This is a genomic window from Sphingomonas sp. VDB2 (assembly GCF_047946695.1).
GTDB lineage: Bacteria > Pseudomonadota > Alphaproteobacteria > Sphingomonadales > Sphingomonadaceae > Sphingobium > Sphingobium bisphenolicum.
In genome coordinates this window covers 238,525-256,031 of sequence record NZ_CP159615.1, presented here as the reverse complement: position 1 = coordinate 256,031, position 17,507 = coordinate 238,525, and the positions used below count along the sequence as shown (strand labels likewise).

Annotated in this window: 23 protein-coding genes; 5 read left to right on the top strand and 18 right to left on the bottom strand. The window is 59.9% G+C overall.

The genetic code is table 11. The features are described from left to right. Positions 1–397: 397 nt before the first annotated feature. Positions 398–676: a hypothetical protein gene (locus ABT375_RS01270; RefSeq protein ID WP_416463816.1), complete on the bottom strand. Its 279-nt coding sequence runs from the start codon at positions 674–676 to the stop codon at positions 398–400. A gap of 529 nt (positions 677–1,205) precedes the next feature. Between ABT375_RS01270 and ABT375_RS01265 the strand changes: the two genes are divergently transcribed. Next, a complete protein-coding gene (locus ABT375_RS01265; protein WP_416463814.1) occupies positions 1,206–1,520 on the top strand; it encodes a hypothetical protein in 315 nt (104 codons plus the stop codon). Between the two features lie 208 nt (positions 1,521–1,728). After that, a complete protein-coding gene (locus ABT375_RS01260; protein ID WP_416463812.1) occupies positions 1,729–1,944 on the top strand; it encodes a hypothetical protein in 216 nt (71 codons plus the stop codon). 21 nt (positions 1,945–1,965) lie between these two features. Here the strand turns inward: ABT375_RS01260 and ABT375_RS01255 are convergent, their stop codons facing one another. From ABT375_RS01255 to tnpB, 3 genes are all read right to left on the bottom strand, one after another. Beyond that, positions 1,966–2,088, bottom strand: a complete 123-nt coding sequence (locus tag ABT375_RS01255; RefSeq protein WP_416463810.1) for a hypothetical protein — start codon at positions 2,086–2,088, stop codon at positions 1,966–1,968. 36 nt (positions 2,089–2,124) lie between these two features. Beyond that, on the bottom strand, positions 2,125–2,427 hold the full coding sequence (locus ABT375_RS01250) for a hypothetical protein (RefSeq protein WP_416463809.1): 303 nt from the start codon (positions 2,425–2,427) through the stop codon (positions 2,125–2,127). A 125-nt stretch (positions 2,428–2,552) separates the two neighbouring features. After that, on the bottom strand, positions 2,553–2,762 hold the full coding sequence (gene tnpB / locus ABT375_RS01245) for an IS66 family insertion sequence element accessory protein TnpB (protein WP_416463807.1): 210 nt from the start codon (positions 2,760–2,762) through the stop codon (positions 2,553–2,555). A 165-nt stretch (positions 2,763–2,927) separates the two neighbouring features. On the opposite strand from tnpB, the gene ABT375_RS01240 reads away from it, so the two are divergent. Beyond that, positions 2,928–4,066, top strand: a protein-coding gene (locus ABT375_RS01240) for an IS3 family transposase (protein ID WP_416463805.1) whose coding sequence is annotated in 2 segments (ribosomal slippage) — positions 2,928–3,186 and positions 3,186–4,066 — 1,140 coding nt in all. Because the reading frame shifts where the segments join, the coding sequence is not laid out codon by codon here. A 47-nt stretch (positions 4,067–4,113) separates the two neighbouring features. On the opposite strand, the gene ABT375_RS01235 is transcribed toward ABT375_RS01240, so the two are convergent. The 9 genes from ABT375_RS01235 to ABT375_RS01195 all read right to left on the bottom strand — a co-directional run bounded on the left by ABT375_RS01235 (position 4,114) and on the right by ABT375_RS01195 (position 12,182). Continuing rightward, positions 4,114–4,623, bottom strand: coding sequence for a transposase (locus ABT375_RS01235; protein ID WP_261935114.1), 510 nt, complete (start codon positions 4,621–4,623; stop codon positions 4,114–4,116). Between the two features lie 168 nt (positions 4,624–4,791). Further along, positions 4,792–6,882: an EAL domain-containing protein gene (locus ABT375_RS01230; protein ID WP_416463803.1), complete on the bottom strand. Its 2,091-nt coding sequence runs from the start codon at positions 6,880–6,882 to the stop codon at positions 4,792–4,794. Positions 6,883–6,939: 57 nt separating this feature from the next. Then, on the bottom strand, positions 6,940–7,218 hold the full coding sequence (locus tag ABT375_RS01225) for a hypothetical protein (protein WP_261935116.1): 279 nt from the start codon (positions 7,216–7,218) through the stop codon (positions 6,940–6,942). A 15-nt stretch (positions 7,219–7,233) separates the two neighbouring features. Further along, the gene (locus ABT375_RS01220) at positions 7,234–7,884 is read right to left on the bottom strand and encodes a TadE/TadG family type IV pilus assembly protein (protein ID WP_416463801.1); all 651 of its coding nucleotides are present in this window, start codon (positions 7,882–7,884) and stop codon (positions 7,234–7,236) included. Further along, entirely contained in the window at positions 7,881–8,498 is a 618-nt protein-coding gene (locus ABT375_RS01215; protein WP_272799641.1) for a TadE/TadG family type IV pilus assembly protein, read from the bottom strand. The genes ABT375_RS01220 and ABT375_RS01215 overlap by 4 nt, the downstream gene beginning before the upstream one ends. Beyond that, positions 8,495–10,474: a pilus assembly protein gene (locus tag ABT375_RS01210; protein WP_416463799.1), complete on the bottom strand. Its 1,980-nt coding sequence runs from the start codon at positions 10,472–10,474 to the stop codon at positions 8,495–8,497. The genes ABT375_RS01215 and ABT375_RS01210 overlap by 4 nt, the downstream gene beginning before the upstream one ends. Positions 10,475–10,928: 454 nt before the next feature. Beyond that, positions 10,929–11,177, bottom strand: a complete 249-nt coding sequence (locus ABT375_RS01205; protein ID WP_416463797.1) for a pilus assembly protein HicB — start codon at positions 11,175–11,177, stop codon at positions 10,929–10,931. Between the two features lie 430 nt (positions 11,178–11,607). Further along, entirely contained in the window at positions 11,608–11,931 is a 324-nt protein-coding gene (locus ABT375_RS01200) for a type II toxin-antitoxin system RelE/ParE family toxin (protein WP_416463795.1), read from the bottom strand. Next, positions 11,928–12,182: an antitoxin gene (locus tag ABT375_RS01195; RefSeq protein WP_416463793.1), complete on the bottom strand. Its 255-nt coding sequence runs from the start codon at positions 12,180–12,182 to the stop codon at positions 11,928–11,930. The genes ABT375_RS01200 and ABT375_RS01195 overlap by 4 nt, the downstream gene beginning before the upstream one ends. Before the next feature lie 487 nt (positions 12,183–12,669). Here ABT375_RS01195 and ABT375_RS01190 point away from each other — a divergent pair, with 487 nt between their 5' ends. Then, positions 12,670–13,020: a hypothetical protein gene (locus tag ABT375_RS01190; protein WP_416463791.1), complete on the top strand. Its 351-nt coding sequence runs from the start codon at positions 12,670–12,672 to the stop codon at positions 13,018–13,020. Positions 13,021–13,103: 83 nt separating this feature from the next. On the opposite strand, the gene ABT375_RS01185 is transcribed toward ABT375_RS01190, so the two are convergent. Further along, complete coding sequence (locus ABT375_RS01185; RefSeq protein WP_416463789.1) at positions 13,104–14,084, bottom strand: DUF2493 domain-containing protein; 981 nt, start codon at positions 14,082–14,084, stop codon at positions 13,104–13,106. Between the two features lie 455 nt (positions 14,085–14,539). Between ABT375_RS01185 and ABT375_RS01180 the strand changes: the two genes are divergently transcribed. Then, entirely contained in the window at positions 14,540–15,019 is a 480-nt protein-coding gene (locus ABT375_RS01180) for an SRPBCC domain-containing protein (RefSeq protein ID WP_416463788.1), read from the top strand. A gap of 23 nt (positions 15,020–15,042) precedes the next feature. Here ABT375_RS01180 and ABT375_RS01175 read toward each other — a convergent pair whose 3' ends face one another. The 4 genes from ABT375_RS01175 to ABT375_RS01160 form a co-directional block, all read right to left on the bottom strand. Further along, a complete protein-coding gene (locus ABT375_RS01175; RefSeq protein WP_416463786.1) occupies positions 15,043–15,273 on the bottom strand; it encodes a hypothetical protein in 231 nt (76 codons plus the stop codon). Between the two features lie 94 nt (positions 15,274–15,367). Further along, positions 15,368–15,583 carry a DUF6117 family protein gene (locus ABT375_RS01170; RefSeq protein WP_416463784.1) on the bottom strand — a complete coding sequence of 72 codons (216 nt, stop codon included), beginning with the start codon at positions 15,581–15,583 and terminating at the stop codon, positions 15,368–15,370. Next, positions 15,583–16,587, bottom strand: coding sequence for an SLOG family protein (locus tag ABT375_RS01165; protein ID WP_416463783.1), 1,005 nt, complete (start codon positions 16,585–16,587; stop codon positions 15,583–15,585). Before ABT375_RS01165 ends, ABT375_RS01170 begins: the two co-directional genes overlap by 1 nt. Positions 16,588–16,672: 85 nt before the next feature. Beyond that, a complete protein-coding gene (locus ABT375_RS01160; RefSeq protein WP_416463781.1) occupies positions 16,673–17,137 on the bottom strand; it encodes a DUF736 domain-containing protein in 465 nt (154 codons plus the stop codon). Between the last annotated feature and the right edge of the window lie 370 nt (positions 17,138–17,507).

Below are 17,507 nucleotides of genomic sequence, written 5' to 3'. Positions count from 1 at the left end.
ACCACGGGGCATCTGGGGCGACGTAACAACCGAGAATAGGGCTAGGGTCTTGGGCGGATGGCTCAGGAAAACTCGGACTGCACGAGCCCGCAAGCATTGCGAATATGAGGCAATAGGCGATGCGCGATATCATGCCCAATGAATAGCCCCTCTTGCGCGATCATCAATAACGATCCGCCACGTTCGAGTGATGCGATTTATGGGTTCACGACCTAGTAGGAATTATGTCAGGGGAAATGGGGCTGTAGCCTCGCAGCGCACCCATCAATGCGATGTCCACAAAAACGGCCCCGCCATTTCTGACGGGGCCTGCGGGTGCGGATGATCGCGGGGGACAGGGGTTTCATCCGATGCTGAAAAAACGGATTACCCCGCAACCTGTTCCATAGACCCTGGATTATTCCTCGCCATTATCCTTCACGCCGACGGTCGGGACGTCGATCTCTTCCTTCTTGGTGCCGACGACAACTTCCTTGCTGTCCACATCGACCTTGGGAAGCGCTCCGCCCTTCACGCTGACTTCCGGCATGTCGCCTTCCTTCACATCAGCTGACCAAAATCCAGTCGCGAACAGTACGCCGACAATTGCCAGTGCGACGATGAGCACAATTGCAATCGTTCGTCCTGCTCCGCTCCTTTTAACGACCACCCGGTCGTCATAACGATGATCGGCCATCACATCCTCCTCGATTATGGTGCAGGAGGAAACGAGAGGCGAAACTTTCTGTTCCGGACGGGCAATATTTCAGTAATCGATCAAGCGTTCCGAGGACTGGATCAGTTGGACGTCGAATATTCGTTCCACGCTCTGCCTGTTGAAGGCACCAAGCTGAATGGCTCGCCTGTCGCCTTTTCCGCTGTGGCCGCAAGAAGGCGCTCAACGTCCGTCTCGCCCTCATTCGCCATCGCAATCAGGGCGTCAGCGGTATGGTGATCCGTCGTCAGGATAGCCAGCCTCCGACAAAGGGCGACGCGCCCCCGCATTCTGGCGATCAACTCCTCCTGGTTCATCGATCTCCTCACTCTTGAACTCGTGCGACGCTCATAATCAACGCGCGAGGCCTGAGTTTCCTTCCGCGAACATTGGCAGTCGCCAACTCCCTGTTCAAGCTGTCCCCTGGTGCATGGCCCCCTCCATATGGACAGGCGGCTACTCCATATCCGTCCCCAAGTGCCCCCAGCCACTTGCCGTCATGGTCGCGGCCATGGCCTGTTCTCTCGATCCCGAAGCCCCCGCCGGCGAAGTGCTGCGCCTTGGCACGATCGCCTCCGTCGATCCGCCAATGCGACGTGCACCGTGCGCAGCGGCGACATCCTCACCGGCGACCTGCCTTGAATCGCCCAGCGCGCCGGCAGGGTGCGCTGCTGGCGAGGGCGGACAATGTCTGTTGCTCGCGCCCGAAGGCGACCTAGCCAATGGCCTGGTCATTGTCGGCCTCTATTCGAACGTCTATCCGCCGCCCTCGACCTATCCCAATGTCAACCTGATCCAATATGATGACGACGCGGTCATCGGCTAAGACCAAGCCGACCACCTCCTGACCGCTATCCTGCCGGAACGCGGGACCGTGCGCGTGGAAGCGAGCGCCGGCATTGAGATCAAGGGACCGGTGCGGGTGGATGGCGACATCAGCGCCACCGGCGAGCGAAGGCGGACGACATCATCCCGCGCGATCATATTCATGACAAGGTCCAGTCGGGCGGCAGCCTGTCGGGCAAGGCCCAGCCATGAGCGCGATGCACCGCAGCAGCGGCATCGTGATCGACGGCGACGGAGATATCCGCCAGTCGGTCAGCGACATCCTCTCGACCGAGATCGGCACGCTGGTCGGCCGCCGCGACTATGGCTCGCTCGTCCCCACCCTGATCGACAAGCCCATGACCGGGCCGAACATCCTGCCCCTGTTCGCCGCCGTCCTGGCGCTCGCCTGCTGGGAGGATTGAATCCGCGTGACCCGCGTCAGCCTAGTCGCGGGCGAGCGCGCCGGTTCGGCTGCGCTGGCGATCGACGCCCGACGTAAGGGCGCAGCCAGCAACGCCAGCCTCTCCCGCATCGTCCTGCCCCTCATCGCCAAGAGAAAGGTCCATCCATGGCTAACACGACGTTCAAGCATGGCATCAGCGTTACCGAAGTGTTGAACGGCGCGCACGCTGACAGTGGTCAGTACCGCGGTCATAGGCCTCATCGCCACCGCGTCCGACGCCGACGCAGATATCTTCCCGTTCGATACGCCGGTGCTGATCTCGGATGCCGAGACCGCCATCGGCCAGGCCGGCGTCGTGAACGCTCGTCCGCTCGCTGCGCGCCATCGCTGCCATCACCCGCCCGGTCATCGTCTTCGTGCGCGTGGCAGAGGACGAGGATGAAGCCGAAACTGCCAGCAATGTCATCGGCACGGTCGGCGTCGATGGCTCGCGCAGCGGCATGCAGGCGCTTCTGACCGCCGCGTCGCAGCTGGGCTTCGTCCCGCGCATCCTCGGCACGCCGGGCCTTGAGACCCAGCCAGTTACCAGCGCGCGCGCGTGGTGGCCAAGAAACTGCGCGGCTTCGTTTATGCCCGCGCGATCGGCGCGACCATCCCGTCCCACCAGATCAGCTTGACCCGATCGGCACGCTTGGCCCGGAAAACGTAAATCACGCCGGAAAATGCATCGCCGCCATGATCGGCGCTCACCAACGCGGCCAAGGCGTCCGGCCCTTTGCGAAAATCCACCGGGCGCGTCGCTACCATCACGCTGGTGCCAACTCCTGGTCCGATCATCGGGTCGCCATAAGGGCTTCAATTACTGCGGCGATGAGGCCGGCAACGGTGCCACGGCCGATCTTCACTGCCGCGCTGTCAGAGGTGGCCTGGCAAAATTGGACAGTGGGATAAGTGGATTTTCTGCCTGACGGCGGCCAGTATGGCCGCGAGACAGGAGCAGAGATGAGCAAACGACCCCGCCGGAACCACAGCCCGGCATTTAAGGCGAAGGTGGCATTGGCTGCCGTGAAGGGCGAGAAGACGCTGGCCGAGTTGGCGCAGCAGTTTGACGTGCATCCCAACCAGATCACGCAATGGCGCGGGCAGCTTCTGGAAGGGGCCGCTGGTGTGTTCGGCAGCGAGACGCGGAACGACACTGCCGAGCCGGTGATCGACGTAAAGACGCTGCACGCCAAGATTGGCGAACTGACGCTGGTGAACGATTTTTTGTCAGGCGCGCTCGGCAAGGCGGGTCTGTTGCCGAACGCAAAGCGGTGATCGATCGTTCGCACAGCTTGCCGCTCGCGCGGCAGGCCCGGACGCTTGGGATCAGCCGGGGCAGCGTCTATTATCTGCCCAAGCCGGTTTCGGCGGCTGATCTGACAGTCATGCGGCGCATCGACGAATTGCACCTGGAATTTCCATTCGCGGGTAGTCGGATGCTGCGCGATCTGCTGCGGCAGGAAGGCATCGAGATCGGCCGCCAGCATGTCGCCACGCTGATGAAGAAGATGGCGATCGAAGCGATTTACCGTCGCCCGAACACATCGAAGCCGACACCAGGGCACAAGATTTACCCCTACCTATTGCGCAAACTGCCGATTGTGCGGCCCAACCCGGTCTGGGCGACCGACATCAGCTACATCCCGATGGCGAAGGGGTTCGTCTATCTGGTGGCCATCGTTGACTGGTTCAGCCGGAAGGTCCTGGCTTGGCGGGTGTCGATCACGATGGAGGCCGACTTCTGCGTCGAGGCATTGGAGGAAGCGCTCGCGCGCTTCGGGAAACCGGAGATTTTCAACACCGACCAAGGCAGTCAGTTCACTTCGCTTGCCTTCACCAGCGTGCTGCACCGGGAGGAAATTGCCATCAGCATGGACGGGCGGGGCGCATGGCGCGACAATGTGGTGGTCGAGCGCCTGTGGCGCTCGGTGAAATACGAGGAGGTTTATCTCCGCGCCTACGCCGCAGTCAGCGAAGCCCGGGGATCGATCGGTCGTTATCTAAGCTTTTACAACGCGAAGAGGCCGCACTCGAGCCTTGGCGCCAAGACCCCGGACCAAGCATATTTTGACAACCTGCCCGTGGCGATGGCAGCATGAATATGCCCGCCGATATGGGGCGTCACTCCGGTCGGGCTACGCCCTCCCTATATGACGCCCCATATCGGCAGTGCGAGCAAACAACCGGCAGATGATCCACTTATCCAATGCCGATCGCTGTTCAGACCCACCCGGCCACCTCTGTCGACCTCCAGCTCGACCGCGCTGCCCTTTGCACGCGCCTGCTTCCGCGGGCGCTTCGCGGGAGCAGGTTTGATCAACAACCGCTCCTCGATAATCGCGGGGACGAACGCGGACGCCATCGTGGGGGCAACTGGCAGCGCAACGCCGCGGGCCTCCATCTGCTGGCGCAGCTGCCGCCGCCAGGTGAACAGCTGCGATGGGCTAAGGCAGCGCCGACGGGCAACGGCGCAGACCGTCTCCTGCTTGGAATAGCTCTCTGCGATGATCGCGGCCTTCACTTCGGGCGCCCAGTCCCGCCGCCGGCCGGCTCCGGTGAAAACCTCGAACCGCTGAACGTTACTGGTGCAAGCATCGTCACATGGCATCGTCAAAGCACCAGCGTCCTCCATCCTGATCAGGAGGTGCAGACTCACGGCTACACTTTACGTCCGCAAGGTGGGGCCGCCGCCCCACTTACCCAGCCTTTGCTCCTTAAGTGCAGACCTTCCTCTTTTCCGGCAGCCGCAGCCCAAAGCCTCCGTTGAGTGAATTTTCAAAGGAAAGTGGCCACGCGCAAGAAGATAAAGGCTGCAGACAACTCGCTATCGTCTATTTAGAGTTCTTGGGTCAAGCCGCACCTTATCAGCATATAAGTCACTGCTGTCTTTAGAGAGGTATTCGGGAACGAACGCTTTAAACGAGGCCTTGGACTTGGAGAGTAATATTTCCTCAATGTCGATAGGCTCCATGAATTTTAAGCCAGCCCGTCCATCTTTGATCCAGCGTACATCCGCATCGAGAGGTTCTAAAAGACCAATCTCTAGCGATACCACTTCGCCGATCTGCAATGGCAGGCTGGTTTCCACCATGGCCCCAGTACATGAGATATTACGCAGCCGAACTGCTTCGCTTGTAGCACGCGCCGTTATTTGCCCCGCTCGTATAAGGCGACGGCGCTCGGCCCGATCATTGCGGTGACCGCTGGCGGCAGAGCCATTACCTTGAGCGCGGTTCATCGCAGAGTAGGCGTCCATCGGACGACCATATATATAGCCTTGGATTAGCGTGCATCCCAGTTCGCGGACGAGGGCCAGCTGATCCTCGGTTTCCACCCCTTCTGCCGTTGTAATCATGCCAAGATCATTAGCCAGGCCGACAATGGCCTTAATGATAGGAATATTGTTGCTTCCCCGGAGGGTTGCCCCCTTGATGAAAGACTGATCAATCTTGATTTTGTCAAAGGGGATCGTCTTAAGGTACCCAAGGCTGGAATAGCCTGTGCCAAAATCATCCAGCGCAATCTTGACGCCTAGCCCTTTCAAGGTCGCGATGGCAGCGCGCGTTTTCGCGGTGTCGTTGAGTAATGCGCCTTCCGTAATTTCAAGCTCCAGCCTGTCTGCGGGCAAGCCTGCATAAGCCAGCGCGCTGGTCACCAATGTCGGGAGTGCCTGACTTGAAAATTGAACGGGAGAAATATTGACAGCAACGCTTACCGAACTGGGCCATTTCGCGGCTTCGATGCAAGCGGTGCGCAATACCCATTCGCCTAACTCATTAATGAGGCCGGATTCTTCGGCGATCGGAATAAATACCGCAGGAGACATGACCCCGCGCACGGAGTGGGTCCAGCGAACCAGCGCCTCGAACCCCGCCAAAGCATTAGATTGTGTATCAATTACAGGCTGATAAGCGAGATGAAACTCGCCTCTTTCCAAAGCCCTTTGCATGTCCTCTTCGATCTGCTGCCGCAGCAGCGCCTGCTCGTGCATTTCCGAAGCAAAAAACCGATAGGTGCCTTTACCCGCCGCTTTTGCGGCATAAAGAGCAAGGTCTGCATCTCGGATCAAATCAATAGCAGACCGGTGGTCGTAATCTGAGGTAGCAATCCCGATAGAGGTACCGATCGTGATCAACTGTGTTTTGATGATGTAGGGTTGGGACAGGGTGTAAATGATATCTGCCGCGATAGTCGAAAGAATATCTTCTTCGCAGATATCGGCAAATACTAACTGAAACTCGTCGCCGCCAAGACGACCGACTTGCCCTCTTCCAGCGACGGTATTTACCAAACGCTCTGAAACGGCCTTCAGCAATTGGTCACCCATGAGGTGGCCGAATGTGTCGTTGACGAGTTTGAACCGGTCGAGATCCAATATCATCGTGGCACATCGTTGTTTGCGATGAGCGCACGAGACGAGGCTATTTTCCAGCGCCTGCCGCATCGTCTCCCGGTTCGCAAGACTGGTGAGGGAATCGAAGCGGGCCAGTTGCAGAAGTTTGATTTCGGAATTCTTCTGATCGGTGAGATCGACCGCAAAGCCGACAAACCCACAATATCGACCAGCTTCGTCATGATAGGGTCCGCCGGTGAGCGACCACCAAAGATCGTCGTCCCCCTTAGCCTTCAGGACCAGCCCGTCGAACGGGATGCGAGATGCGATATAGAAGCTGAGGCTTCGCTCCGACGCTTCCTCCGCGAGACTGGTGTCGCTATCAACCAGATCAGACAGGTTAGCCGGATAGACGCCAAAAGTTGCCATGGTGCTACTTATCTTCGCGCTGAGATAGGAAAGAGAGCCGTCTCTATGCGTCGCCCAGAACCACCCTTTGCCCTTTTCTTCATATTTGGCGAGCAAGCGCGCCGCCTGGCTTTCCGCCAGCCCGGCGTCTCCAGCGCCGATGAAACGGCTCAAGCGCACGCGCACGCTCCCTGATCAGGAGTGCGCCAACGGCCACGAAAGAATGCCCGCTTAGCCATCCGGCTGAAACCGATCGTCGATCACCTTACCGCCCAAGGCGTCAGCGCGGGGAATCGGATTGGATGGCGGGAGTACGGAAAAGGTCACACGGGGACTCGTATCGGCGTTGTACGATGCACCGGACTCGTTGATAGCTGATGAAGGAGACTGAGCCGCGGCAGTATTGGCAACTAAGGCTGGCGACGTGGCTTGCCCTGTGCTGGTCGACTGGTCGACCGCTGCGATGATTAGCACACCCACCCCCAATGCCACATAGATGAACTTATCCATGGTTTCGCCTATCTTTCAGCATGTCGATGGAACGACATTTTCGTTGTTGTATATGCCGTTTGAGCCACCGCCATAATCTCTCTGATCGCGCACGGTCATGGCAGCGACGGCGGTGATTTGATTCTGTGGAATGAAGAGACGCGCTATAAGAGGCTGATAGTCGTAGGCTATCTCTACGAACATAAGCGCGCCATCATCAGGCGCAGTTGCGGTTTGCCCACCCACGGTGATCCCGGTCAGGTTGCTATCGCCGGACCGCCCATAGGAAGATGGCCAATTTTTGCTGCCGCGGCACCGTTGCCACCTGATCCGATATCGGTTGGTCGGGTTAGGATTGGCCACGGGTTCGATGCTGCTCAGGATGACCCGGCCTTTGCCGTAAAGATCAAGACGGCCGCCCTGAAGGTTTGCGCCGGTCAGAAGATCGTTGATCTGCGCCTCAGTGATCTGCTTGTTTGCGAGAACAGTGCCGGTGCCGATGCGGGCCGCATTATCCGCCACGTGCAATGCAAGCTGGCTGATCCGCATCTTAGTGGTGACGAAATTTGTAAGTTCCGCTCCGGTAAAAGCGATAGCCGTCATCAGCGGCAAGGCGAGGCCGAACTCCACTACGGCAACAGCCTTGGATTCACACGCGAGGCGCCTGAAGAGCGCAGCGATATTCATGCGCAATGCCCCACAATCGGGCTTCCATATGCGCCTTGCTCTCCGAACGGCTGGTTTTCCAGCACTGTCCGGGCTTCAACGGTCACATTCTCCGAAAGTCCTACCAGCTTCGCGATCGGCAAGAGACGCGGATAGGTCATCGTCACGGTATAGACCACATCATCTTTGGCCCCGCCCTGCCCGTTGTCGCCCCCATCTCGATCCCAAACCGTGTTGCGATTGTTGTCCTGGAAGGGTTCATCATTGTCGCAGAGCCCGTTAGCATTAATGTCCTGAAACGCTTCGGCTGTCGCCTGTGCTGCCTTGGTAAAGTCGCGGAAGTAGCGACGCGTAAAGGTAACGGTCGAATTAGCGGCCAGAAGCTGGACCCGTTCACGCACGGCCGCGTCCAGAAGCTGCTGCTGAACGTCTACTTTTCCGCTTTCAAGCGTGGCGTCCCGCGCGCTTTTCTGCACAGTGCCCTGCAACACGGACTGCACGTACAAGCTGTGCCCAAGGTCCATGAAGCCGAGCAACGTTGTCACGAATACGGTAGCAATCAGGCCGAACTCGACGATCGTGGCGCCCGCCTCTTCTTTAATCAATCTGCAACCATGGCCTTGAAGAGCGATCATTTCGTCAGCCTCAACTGAGATATTTCATCCGCAATCTGCTGAAAGTTGGAAATTAGCGTGGCGCTGTTAGCAGCTACATAGAAACGGTTTGGCGACGCACAGGACTGAAGCAACGCCTGTGCCCCGGAACTGACACCCGACCCGAAGGAGATTACCCACAAGGTGATATTCTTCGATTTGATAGCCGAGCACAGAGCCTTGGTGCGTTCGTTGACAACAGAGGTGAGGACATTGGAACTCGGCCCTGCATTGCTACGCGTCTGTCGCCTGTCCCACCAGCCAATTCCATGGGCGGTATAGCCTTGATTACTCGTAACCGTGTCGCCGTCGGTCATAAATACCAGATGGCGTTCGATCTCACCGCCGGTGGGTGTGAACGCATTTTCCGATTCGAACAGACCGGTCGGGGACATAAGCCGCGCCCCCCAAAGTAGGCCAATATCATGGTAGGTGTTGCCGTTCGGGTATAGCGTGTTCACGTAGGATTCGAACGCGTTAGCGGAGGAATAGACCTTGAGCTTCGATGCCGACGTGGGACAGGCGTAGGTGTAGTTTCGACTAAGGTCCGAACTCGTCTTGACCTTTGCAGTCGTCCAATTGCCGGCGCTATCATAGCGGCCCCATACAAGATCCGGCAGGAGCGGACGCCATTTGCTGGCATCCGACCCATTAGGGACAAGATCAATGTTCATATCGAGGGCGCCGGCGGGGATCGGGCTGAACTCGCCGGTCGGATCGTCATCGCTGTTCTGATATGTCTGGCGTTCCTCGATGCAGCCGTCCCAACCGATCGTAGCAGTCTGGCCGAATGCGCCAACAGGCGCTGTAATGCCGGTGCTCCAGCTACTTCCTCCAGCTTTTAGGCCGGACACGTTGAACGTCAGTTGATCATATTCATATTCCTTGAAGCCGGTGGTATCGGTACGTTGATAATTTCGCTTCAAATAGCCGCTGATATAGCGCCGCTGTAACTGGCACTTCCCGCTGACCATCACGCCTTGATAGTTGTAATAGCGGCCATCCTGATTGGTGGACCAGCTGACCACCCGGCTGGCACCGCTCCCGCTTACGCTTTCATTGTAGGGCGCGCTTTCAGTCCCGGTCATTTCGGTTGAATCGGCTGGTATTTTTCCCGCGCAGCTCGTACCACTGGCGCTTCCGAAATTCTCCCAAGCGCTCCAGTTCATGTTGTAAGGGATTTGTTCTGCAGAAACGACTTCAGCCTTGCCCTCCTTATAGCCGTCTACATCAACCCCTCCCGCCATCTTCGCCTTGCGCGACTGATAGAGCGCGCTATCGACCATCCAGTCGTTGCGCAGCAGGCGTCCGACATTCACGTTCGACGAATAAGGGACGAAGCCGAAGCGCAATTGCACGTCATTGTTGCGGCTGCCGGTCGGATTACTCCCGCAGTCAGCGGAGGTATCGACCTTCGCCAAGGCTTCATAGAAGCATTTGACCGCCTTTTTCAGGCCATTGATCTTGGTGTCGCTGTCGCTTGCATTGATCGATGCCATCGACCCCGTCGTGTCGAGAACGAACATCACATCCGTGTTGGGTATACGCATTTCCGCGTCGCATGTGACCGCAATCGTTTTGGTGGATTGACCGAATATCACCATAATCGTCATCGGGATGGTGACTGAAGCTGTACCCGTCACCTTGCCCTGATTTTCGATGAAGTTTTTGGACAGGGTGCTCGACCCGTAGGAGCCTGGCACGTAGTTGATGTTGAAGATGCCTTCGGCCGTGGTGCGCGCCTTGTCGCCATTAGCGTTCCAAGCACCGCCAGCCATCTGCTTGCGCCCCGCCAGCGCTCCCGCGTCGCAGGCGTGCTGAAGCCGCGTTTTGACGAGATATATGCGCGCCATATCGACGCCCCCGCCAATAAAGCCCAGCAAGGGAATAAATCCAGCAGCGACCATCACGAGAACGTTGCCCGCTTCGTTGTCGCGCAAGCGTTTAAGAAAACCCATGAATGCCCTCCAGAAGATGCATCCATAACGGATCAAGGTTTAGATCGAATTAAGTCTATGACTTTTTTGTTTAATCCAGGTTAGCGCCTTCTGCTGGAAAGGCCTCAATCTCACAGCGCATCTATCTCAACCAAGTTTTTTGTTACGTTATCGAAGCTAATTGTCTTGGTGGAACCGGCACGGTTGCGCCATTGTGGAATGAAGATTGATTTGATGTCCGCTATCGCCATCTCGGCGCTCTAAAGCTGACTGACCATAAAGTCCCAGCTTTTCTCGTATGACGACGCAAGCGCCTGAAACTATCAACGATTTGAAAGATAATAAAAAAATGGATTTATAGCTCATTTTATCGCAGTATATGAGTTATAAATCCTGTAGATATGCCTCATGAAACACAACTGGCGAACTGCCCGTGCGCACGCAGCCCCTCGCCTTCGTGGTGACCATCACTTCTTCAATGTGTTCCAGGCAACTCGTCATCCTCTAGCGGAGGCCGATCTGGCACCTGCGCGAGGATTGCTAGCGCACCCGCCGGATCAGCGCGTTTGGCGCGGAGCCGGATGCCTGCGATTGCCCTCAATTCCCCAACCCGCTCCGCAATCAGCAACGACAGGAACTGGTTGAGCGAAATGCCATCCAACTCCGCTAGATGCTTGGCTTCAGCCATAACATGATCTGGCAACTGCAGAGGAAAATTGCTCATTTCATCTCTCCTCGTTCGAGGCGTAAAAACAACTCACCGGACTCAATGACGTCGCCTCGACACAGTTCTCGTGCTGGCATGAAGTCCCGGACGTTCATTGTGACGATCGCATCTGCCCCGGCTTGAACTGCGCATTCCCGAACCGGGATGAGCATGCGACTTCCTTTCGACGCAAAAGGCTGCAGCGACATGCAGCACGCACGGCTATATTTTGAAGTCATCAGTAACAGTCCAATTTGATAGTTTGTCGGCATTGCAGGACGCATCGCCCACCCGGTCAACGCGGGAAGCATGCCCCATCATAAAACTTCACGAAATGCTATCGACACTGAGCTGATCTCAAATTCCCCATGATCGATAGAACCCGTTTCTATCGATCATTTTCTCCCTGTTACTCACTGGCAGGATATCGATAGGCTCGAAATGCCTGTCAGTTTTCGTCAGACGCAAGTCTGTCCGCCAGCCTCACCATCAAATCCATTCGTTCATGAAAGATCGCGACAATAAGCGCGGGCGCCGCGTCACGCGGCAGGCAGAAGATGTAATGATGCTCGCATCGGATCACCCGCAGATTAGGATAAAGCGCGCTCATGTTTCTGAATGCGCCCTGCCCCGTCGCCACCCGCTCGAGCCCGCGGGTCAGCTTCTTCAGATATATCCGGGCTTGCACATCTCCCCATTCCGCTCGCGTATAGCGGATGATAGTTCGAAGGTCCGTTTCTGCCGCCGATGAGAGAATATAGGCAGCGGTCAAAGGCGGCCTATCCCGTTAAATTCCTCGTCCAGGATAGTGCCGATGTCCTTGGTGGAGACATCCCCCGCCAGGCCGGCTTCGATGCGTTGGGCCATCAAAGCCTTAAGTTCCAGCCAGGCATCATCCTGCCCGCCGACGGTAGGGAACAGCTTTTCGATTGCATACTGCTTGATCGTTTTGCCTTGCAGAGCAGCCAGCGCTTTCAGACTTTGATGCTGCTGATCAGTTATATCTATTGTCAGGCGGCTCATGGGATTACCCTTCGCAAATGAACATCGCGCACATTAGCACAAATGTGGGTTTGTGCTAATGACATTCGCGCATGCGGAAGAAGGATCAATATCAGCCTCTTCTACCTCCGTCATACGGGCGATAACGGGCTTTCCATTCCTCCAAACCGCTCGCTGTAGGAGATAAAAATCGCTTGCAAAATTGATCCCCAGGACACAAAATGTGTCCTGGAGCGTTTTAAGAACTGCTCGCAACATATTGATTTTACGCCATTTATTGGCAGCACGGGTGCGTACGGTGCATTACAAACGCCCTGGGCGTGCGTCGTCCCCTCGCAGCGCTCCTGCGCGCTGCGTCCCCTTGCCCGGGCACGGGCGGCCCTTCCCCGGCAGGGGCTCTTTTAGCCTTTCGCCGGCGTCAGCTGGCTATCAATCGGGATTGCGATCGGTCAACCGATCGGGAATAATAATTCGCGGCGGGCAGGCCTCCTTTTTCAAGGAGACATATATGCCCAAGATGAATGACCGTGAGCGTCTGGCAAAGCTCGCAGCCGACCAGCACAAGCTTGCCCAGGAAGCAGCGTCAGTGCGCCGCGCACTGCGCGAACATTATGGCACGCTCACGGCGGATATTGCCGTGGAAGAGCTTAGCGAACGCGAGTTTCGCGAACTCCTGACCCAGGCAATCCGGATCGGCGGAAGCCAGGCAGTCAGCACCTTGAGAGCCATTTCGCCAGTCCCCGCCCCATCCAACGACCCGCCGGAACGGCGTCCCAGCGACGAGCACGGCGGAGCCGCGCGCAGGAGGCCGGCGCCCTCTCCGGGCGCCGCATCGCCGGGCGACGGGGCCAGCCACTAGGCTGGCTTCCCTGAGCCCGGCGACCTCTTCCCTCTCAACAAAAAAGCCGGCGGGGGAGACCGCTCCCTCGCCGGCTTGCCCGTTCAGCGCCTGATATTCTGCCCGGCCTTCACGAAGAAGTGCCGCGGCACGGCGGCGTCGCGGACGAGACGCGCCAGATGGGACTGTAGCCCGTTGCCCTCGCAGATGATCGCTTCGACCGGTTTCAGGCCGATCAGCGCCTCGTTGCGCGCGAACCCGGCCCGTTTGCCGAGCTTTCGCCATTTGCCAAGATCGAAGGGCACCAGCGTCACCTTGCGCGAGGCCGCCCAGGAAGCAGCGATGGCGTCGCATCCCTTTTCCTGCGCCGTCGTCGCCAACACCATCGCTGGTATCCTTGCCCGCACCATGTCGAGCCGCGCCCAGAGCTGCGCATGATCCTCCCACTCCTGTCCGCCAGAGAAGAGCACCACCGGTCCCGTCGGGGCATGAGCCTCGATGCGTCGGCTCCGGCGGGCGGCAAGGAAGTCGGTAGCGGCCACCACCGAGGCGGTGCGCTTTCCCGATACCAGCGTCGCCCGCGGCGCCGACCAGGGCCGGCCGGTCTCGCTATGGAACATCGCGGCGGCATGATCGCGCATGCACGCGACCGCCTCTCGCGCCTCGTCGAGGCCATGGCAGAGCGTTTGCGCCTCCTCCAGGCTGGTCGCGGCGATCTCGCTCCCGTCCTGTTCGCGGATGAGGCGCCCCACCTGCTGCGCCGCCCGGTCGGCTTCGCCATCGAGTTGGTCGGCCACCTTATGGAAGCTGTGGACAATGCCCCAGGCGAGGCGGTCGGCCAAGGGTTCCAGTCGCGTATCCCGCAGCATGTCGAAAAGCGTCGTGACGAGGAGTTCAACGCCCAGTTCTGCCTGCAGCGGATCGGGCATGTCGGCGCCCGACGCCTCCTCGGCCGGTGCGAGGCGGACCTGATCCGCGGTCTCGGCAAAGGCGGCGGCGTAACTGTCGGCCGGCATGCGCGTCTCGTCCAGGAAGAAGTCGGCGACGTCGGTGAAGCGGGTGGGCGTGTCTATATATTCGGTCATCGGTAACCTCCTTGTTGAAAGAGGTTATCTCCCCTGCACGGGCTCCGAGCGGCGGGGTCAAGGATCGCGCAGCGACCGCGAAGCGGCGGTGGGGGTCACGATTTTCCTTGGCGGCCGCTCGCGCCGCGCAGGCGCACAGACGCTCGACCCGCCAAGGAAAATGGTGGGGCCCCGCCGTCCTTGAGGCCGACGCGGTCCCGTGCCACACTTAAAGGACTTGAGAGAGAGGAAGAGCTGCCCTGCGGGGGGCTCGATGCCCCTCGCAGGGCAAAGTGGGAGGCACAGCGTTTCCGCCAGACACCCTAATGGTGCCCTTCGAGCTTCGCTATCGGGAGAAGCGCTGGTTCGGTCGGATTACCCGTTGCGTCCTTATGCCTGGTTGGTGCAGGCGGGACCCTGTCTGGAAGCAAGGTTGGGGACAGCCAACGGCTACGCGCGAATGGGATTGATGAGCATTGGGTGAAGAGCGGAAAGAGCAGCGGATCGACCGCGCCTCGCGCGTCATTCTGGCGAGCGCCAGGACCTTGTATCGTGCGTTTCTCGACGCCGAGACAATGGCCGGCTGGCGCGCCCCGGAGGCTATGGATGCGGAGATACGGGACTTCCGGCCACAGGTCGGCGGGGGCTATCGCATGCGGCTTCGCTACCATGGCGAGGATGCCGCGAACCAGGGCAAGACCCTTCCGGGCGAGGACGAGGTGGAGGTCGTGTTCGCAGAAATGATCGCCGAGGAACGGGTAGTCGAGAAGGTGCGATTCCTCAGCGACGATCCGATGTTCGGCGGCGTCATGACGCTCATTACCAGCTTCGAAAAGGACCGGGACGGGACCAAGGTCATCGTCTGCGCCCATGACGTTCCGCAAGGCATCACTCCGCACGACCATGCGCAAGGCATGGCGTCGAGCCTGCGCAATCTCGCCCGCCTCACGGAATAGACCCGACCGATTCGATTGGGCTGCTACCAGCTGAAGGTTGGAAGCTCCTCGACCTCCTCGCCGTCGCAATCGAGCAGGACATAATGGCATCCGAGCGATCGGGCAAAGCGCTGGATCCCTGCGATCTCGGGCGGAATGGCCTGCGCGGCCCTTCCCTCCACGGCGGCAGCGGACAGAAACCAGCCATAGCAGGTCGAGGCGACGACCAGCGGTTGGGGCTCGGCGGCAAGCTCGGCCCAGCGGTTGAGCAGCAACGCGGTCTCCAGGGGGATATGCGCGGTGCTGAGGACAAGATAAGCGCCGATCTCCGGAGGAGACCGGCGTGGCGGAGCCGGCTCTGCCGGCGGCTCAGGCAGGCGGGACATAGGCCTCGAACGGATTGCCGTCGTGCAGATGCCCGAACGGCGTCATCACATAGGCACCCGCCTCGCGCCCGACCGCGCAAAGGACATAGCGCGGCGCGCCGGTCACCGCGTCGGTGCATTCAAGGAGGGCAAGGTCGCCCTCCTCGGCCGCGCGCAGCAGCGTGTCGAAATTGCGCCTGAAGGGCTCGGGAATGGCCATCACGCCCTCCCTCTCGCCATGCCGCGCCGCAGCCCGACATCGGGCGTCTGGTCGCCCTTGCGGAAGGCATGGATGGGCACGCCCTCCTGGCGAAGCGCCTGATAGAGGTTCGCCTGGATGCCCGAGCCTTCGCACAGCACCGCCTCCACGGGCCGAAGTTCGAGCAGCTTGCGATTGCGGTCGAATGCCTTCTTTGCGCCCGATCCGTAGAGCCGGAAGGAGACCAAAGGCACCTTGACGCCGGGCCGGCCCGCCCATGCGGCGGCGATCGCGTCGGCGCCTGTCCGTTGGCCGGTGGTGACCAATGTCATATGCGGCACGCGGGCCCGGATCTCGTCGAGCTTGGCGAAGAGGATGTCGGTGTCGTGCCACTGGGCGGGCCCTGAGAAGACGACGATCGGTCCCTGCGGCAGGTGCCGCTCGCGCGCCGCGAGCTGGCGCGCGCGCAGGAAGTCGAGGGCGTCGACCTGCGAGGCCGCGCGGTTCGATGTCCGGCTCCCGCGCGCGGGCGACCAGGGCATGCCCGACACGGCGCGATACATGTCGGCGGCAAAGTCGCACATGACCTCCAGCGCCTCGCGCTGCTCGGCGACGCTCTGGCAGAGAAGCTGCTTCTCCTCCAGTTCGCGGATGTAGACCTCGCTCATGTCGGGCACGCGCGCCATCTCGCCCAGTTCCTGGGCGAGCGCGTCCTCGCGCCGCGCAAGCTTGCCCGCGACGAAATGGAAGGAGTTCACGAACCCCCAAGCGATATCGGGCGCCAGCGCCTCGAGCCTCGTATCGTTGAGAAGATCGAACAGGCAGGCGACCACCCCGCCGCAATCGGCCTGGACGGCGAGCGGGTCGGGCATGTCGAGTTCCATGGGCATCTCGCCCGGGGCCATGATGGTGAGCCCCATGGGCTCGCCGAACACGGCCTGGAATTCGGGGGTGGCGGTCATTTCGGCATAGAGTGTCTTCAAGTCGGCGAACCGGTGGACGCTTTGCGAATGGGTGCGGGTCATGGCCCTGGCTCCTACGATCGGAAACAGAAAAAGGCCGGAGGAAGCCCATGCTTCCCCCGGCCCGGTTCAGTGGTGGCTCCGCGTGTCAGTCGGGGAACTGGTCCTCGAACGCCCCGCCAGCTCCGACGAGCCCGCCATCGTCGCCCGCCGTGCTGGCGCCAAAGCCCCCTTCGCCGCCCATCGCATCCTCGCGCCGCGCGCCGCGGCTGACCGGCGCGAACATGTCGCGCGGCTGCTGACGCCGCCAGGCGACGCGGAAGCCTTCGGCATCATCGCCGAACAGCGCGATCGGCAGCGGCTCGGGCAGGCTCGGGTCATCGATAGACCCCTGGAGAAAGGCCTCGCCGGTCGTATTTTTGGCGAAGGCCTCCCAGAGCGCGCCAACCTGCACCCAGCGATTGCCGACATTGAGCGCGAGGATCTCGAAAACGGGCGCGCGCTCGTTGCTGCTCTCGACCTTGCGCAGGCCGAGCCGCGGCAGGTCCATGTTGCGCGTTGCGATCCAGCCCAGCAGACGGCCGTTGACTTGCTTGAATTCACCAATGTTCATGAGACTTTCCTTTGACGAATGTCGCTCTGGACCATTCCAAATCGACACCCCCAAAAGGTCCCTCTCTCCTCTGCTACGGAGCGCTCGACGTACGCGCGACGTGGCATGGGATCGGGGCATCCCGCCACTAGCGAAGCCCCTGCCCAGCAGGCATGACGTCGATCCACCCGTCACGCCCGCGCCCACCTTGCGTCGGCAACCCACAGGTTCGCTTCGCCCCACGCCGCGCTGCGCTCCGGCAGCGGATCGTCACCCGTCAGGGCCGAGATCCGGCGCAGCCGGAGCTTGGTCGGAGCGCAGCGGAGATAGAGCCGCGGTGCCCGCGCCAGCGGGCAGCCGTCAACCCCTTTCCCTTCCTCCCTATTGGCAG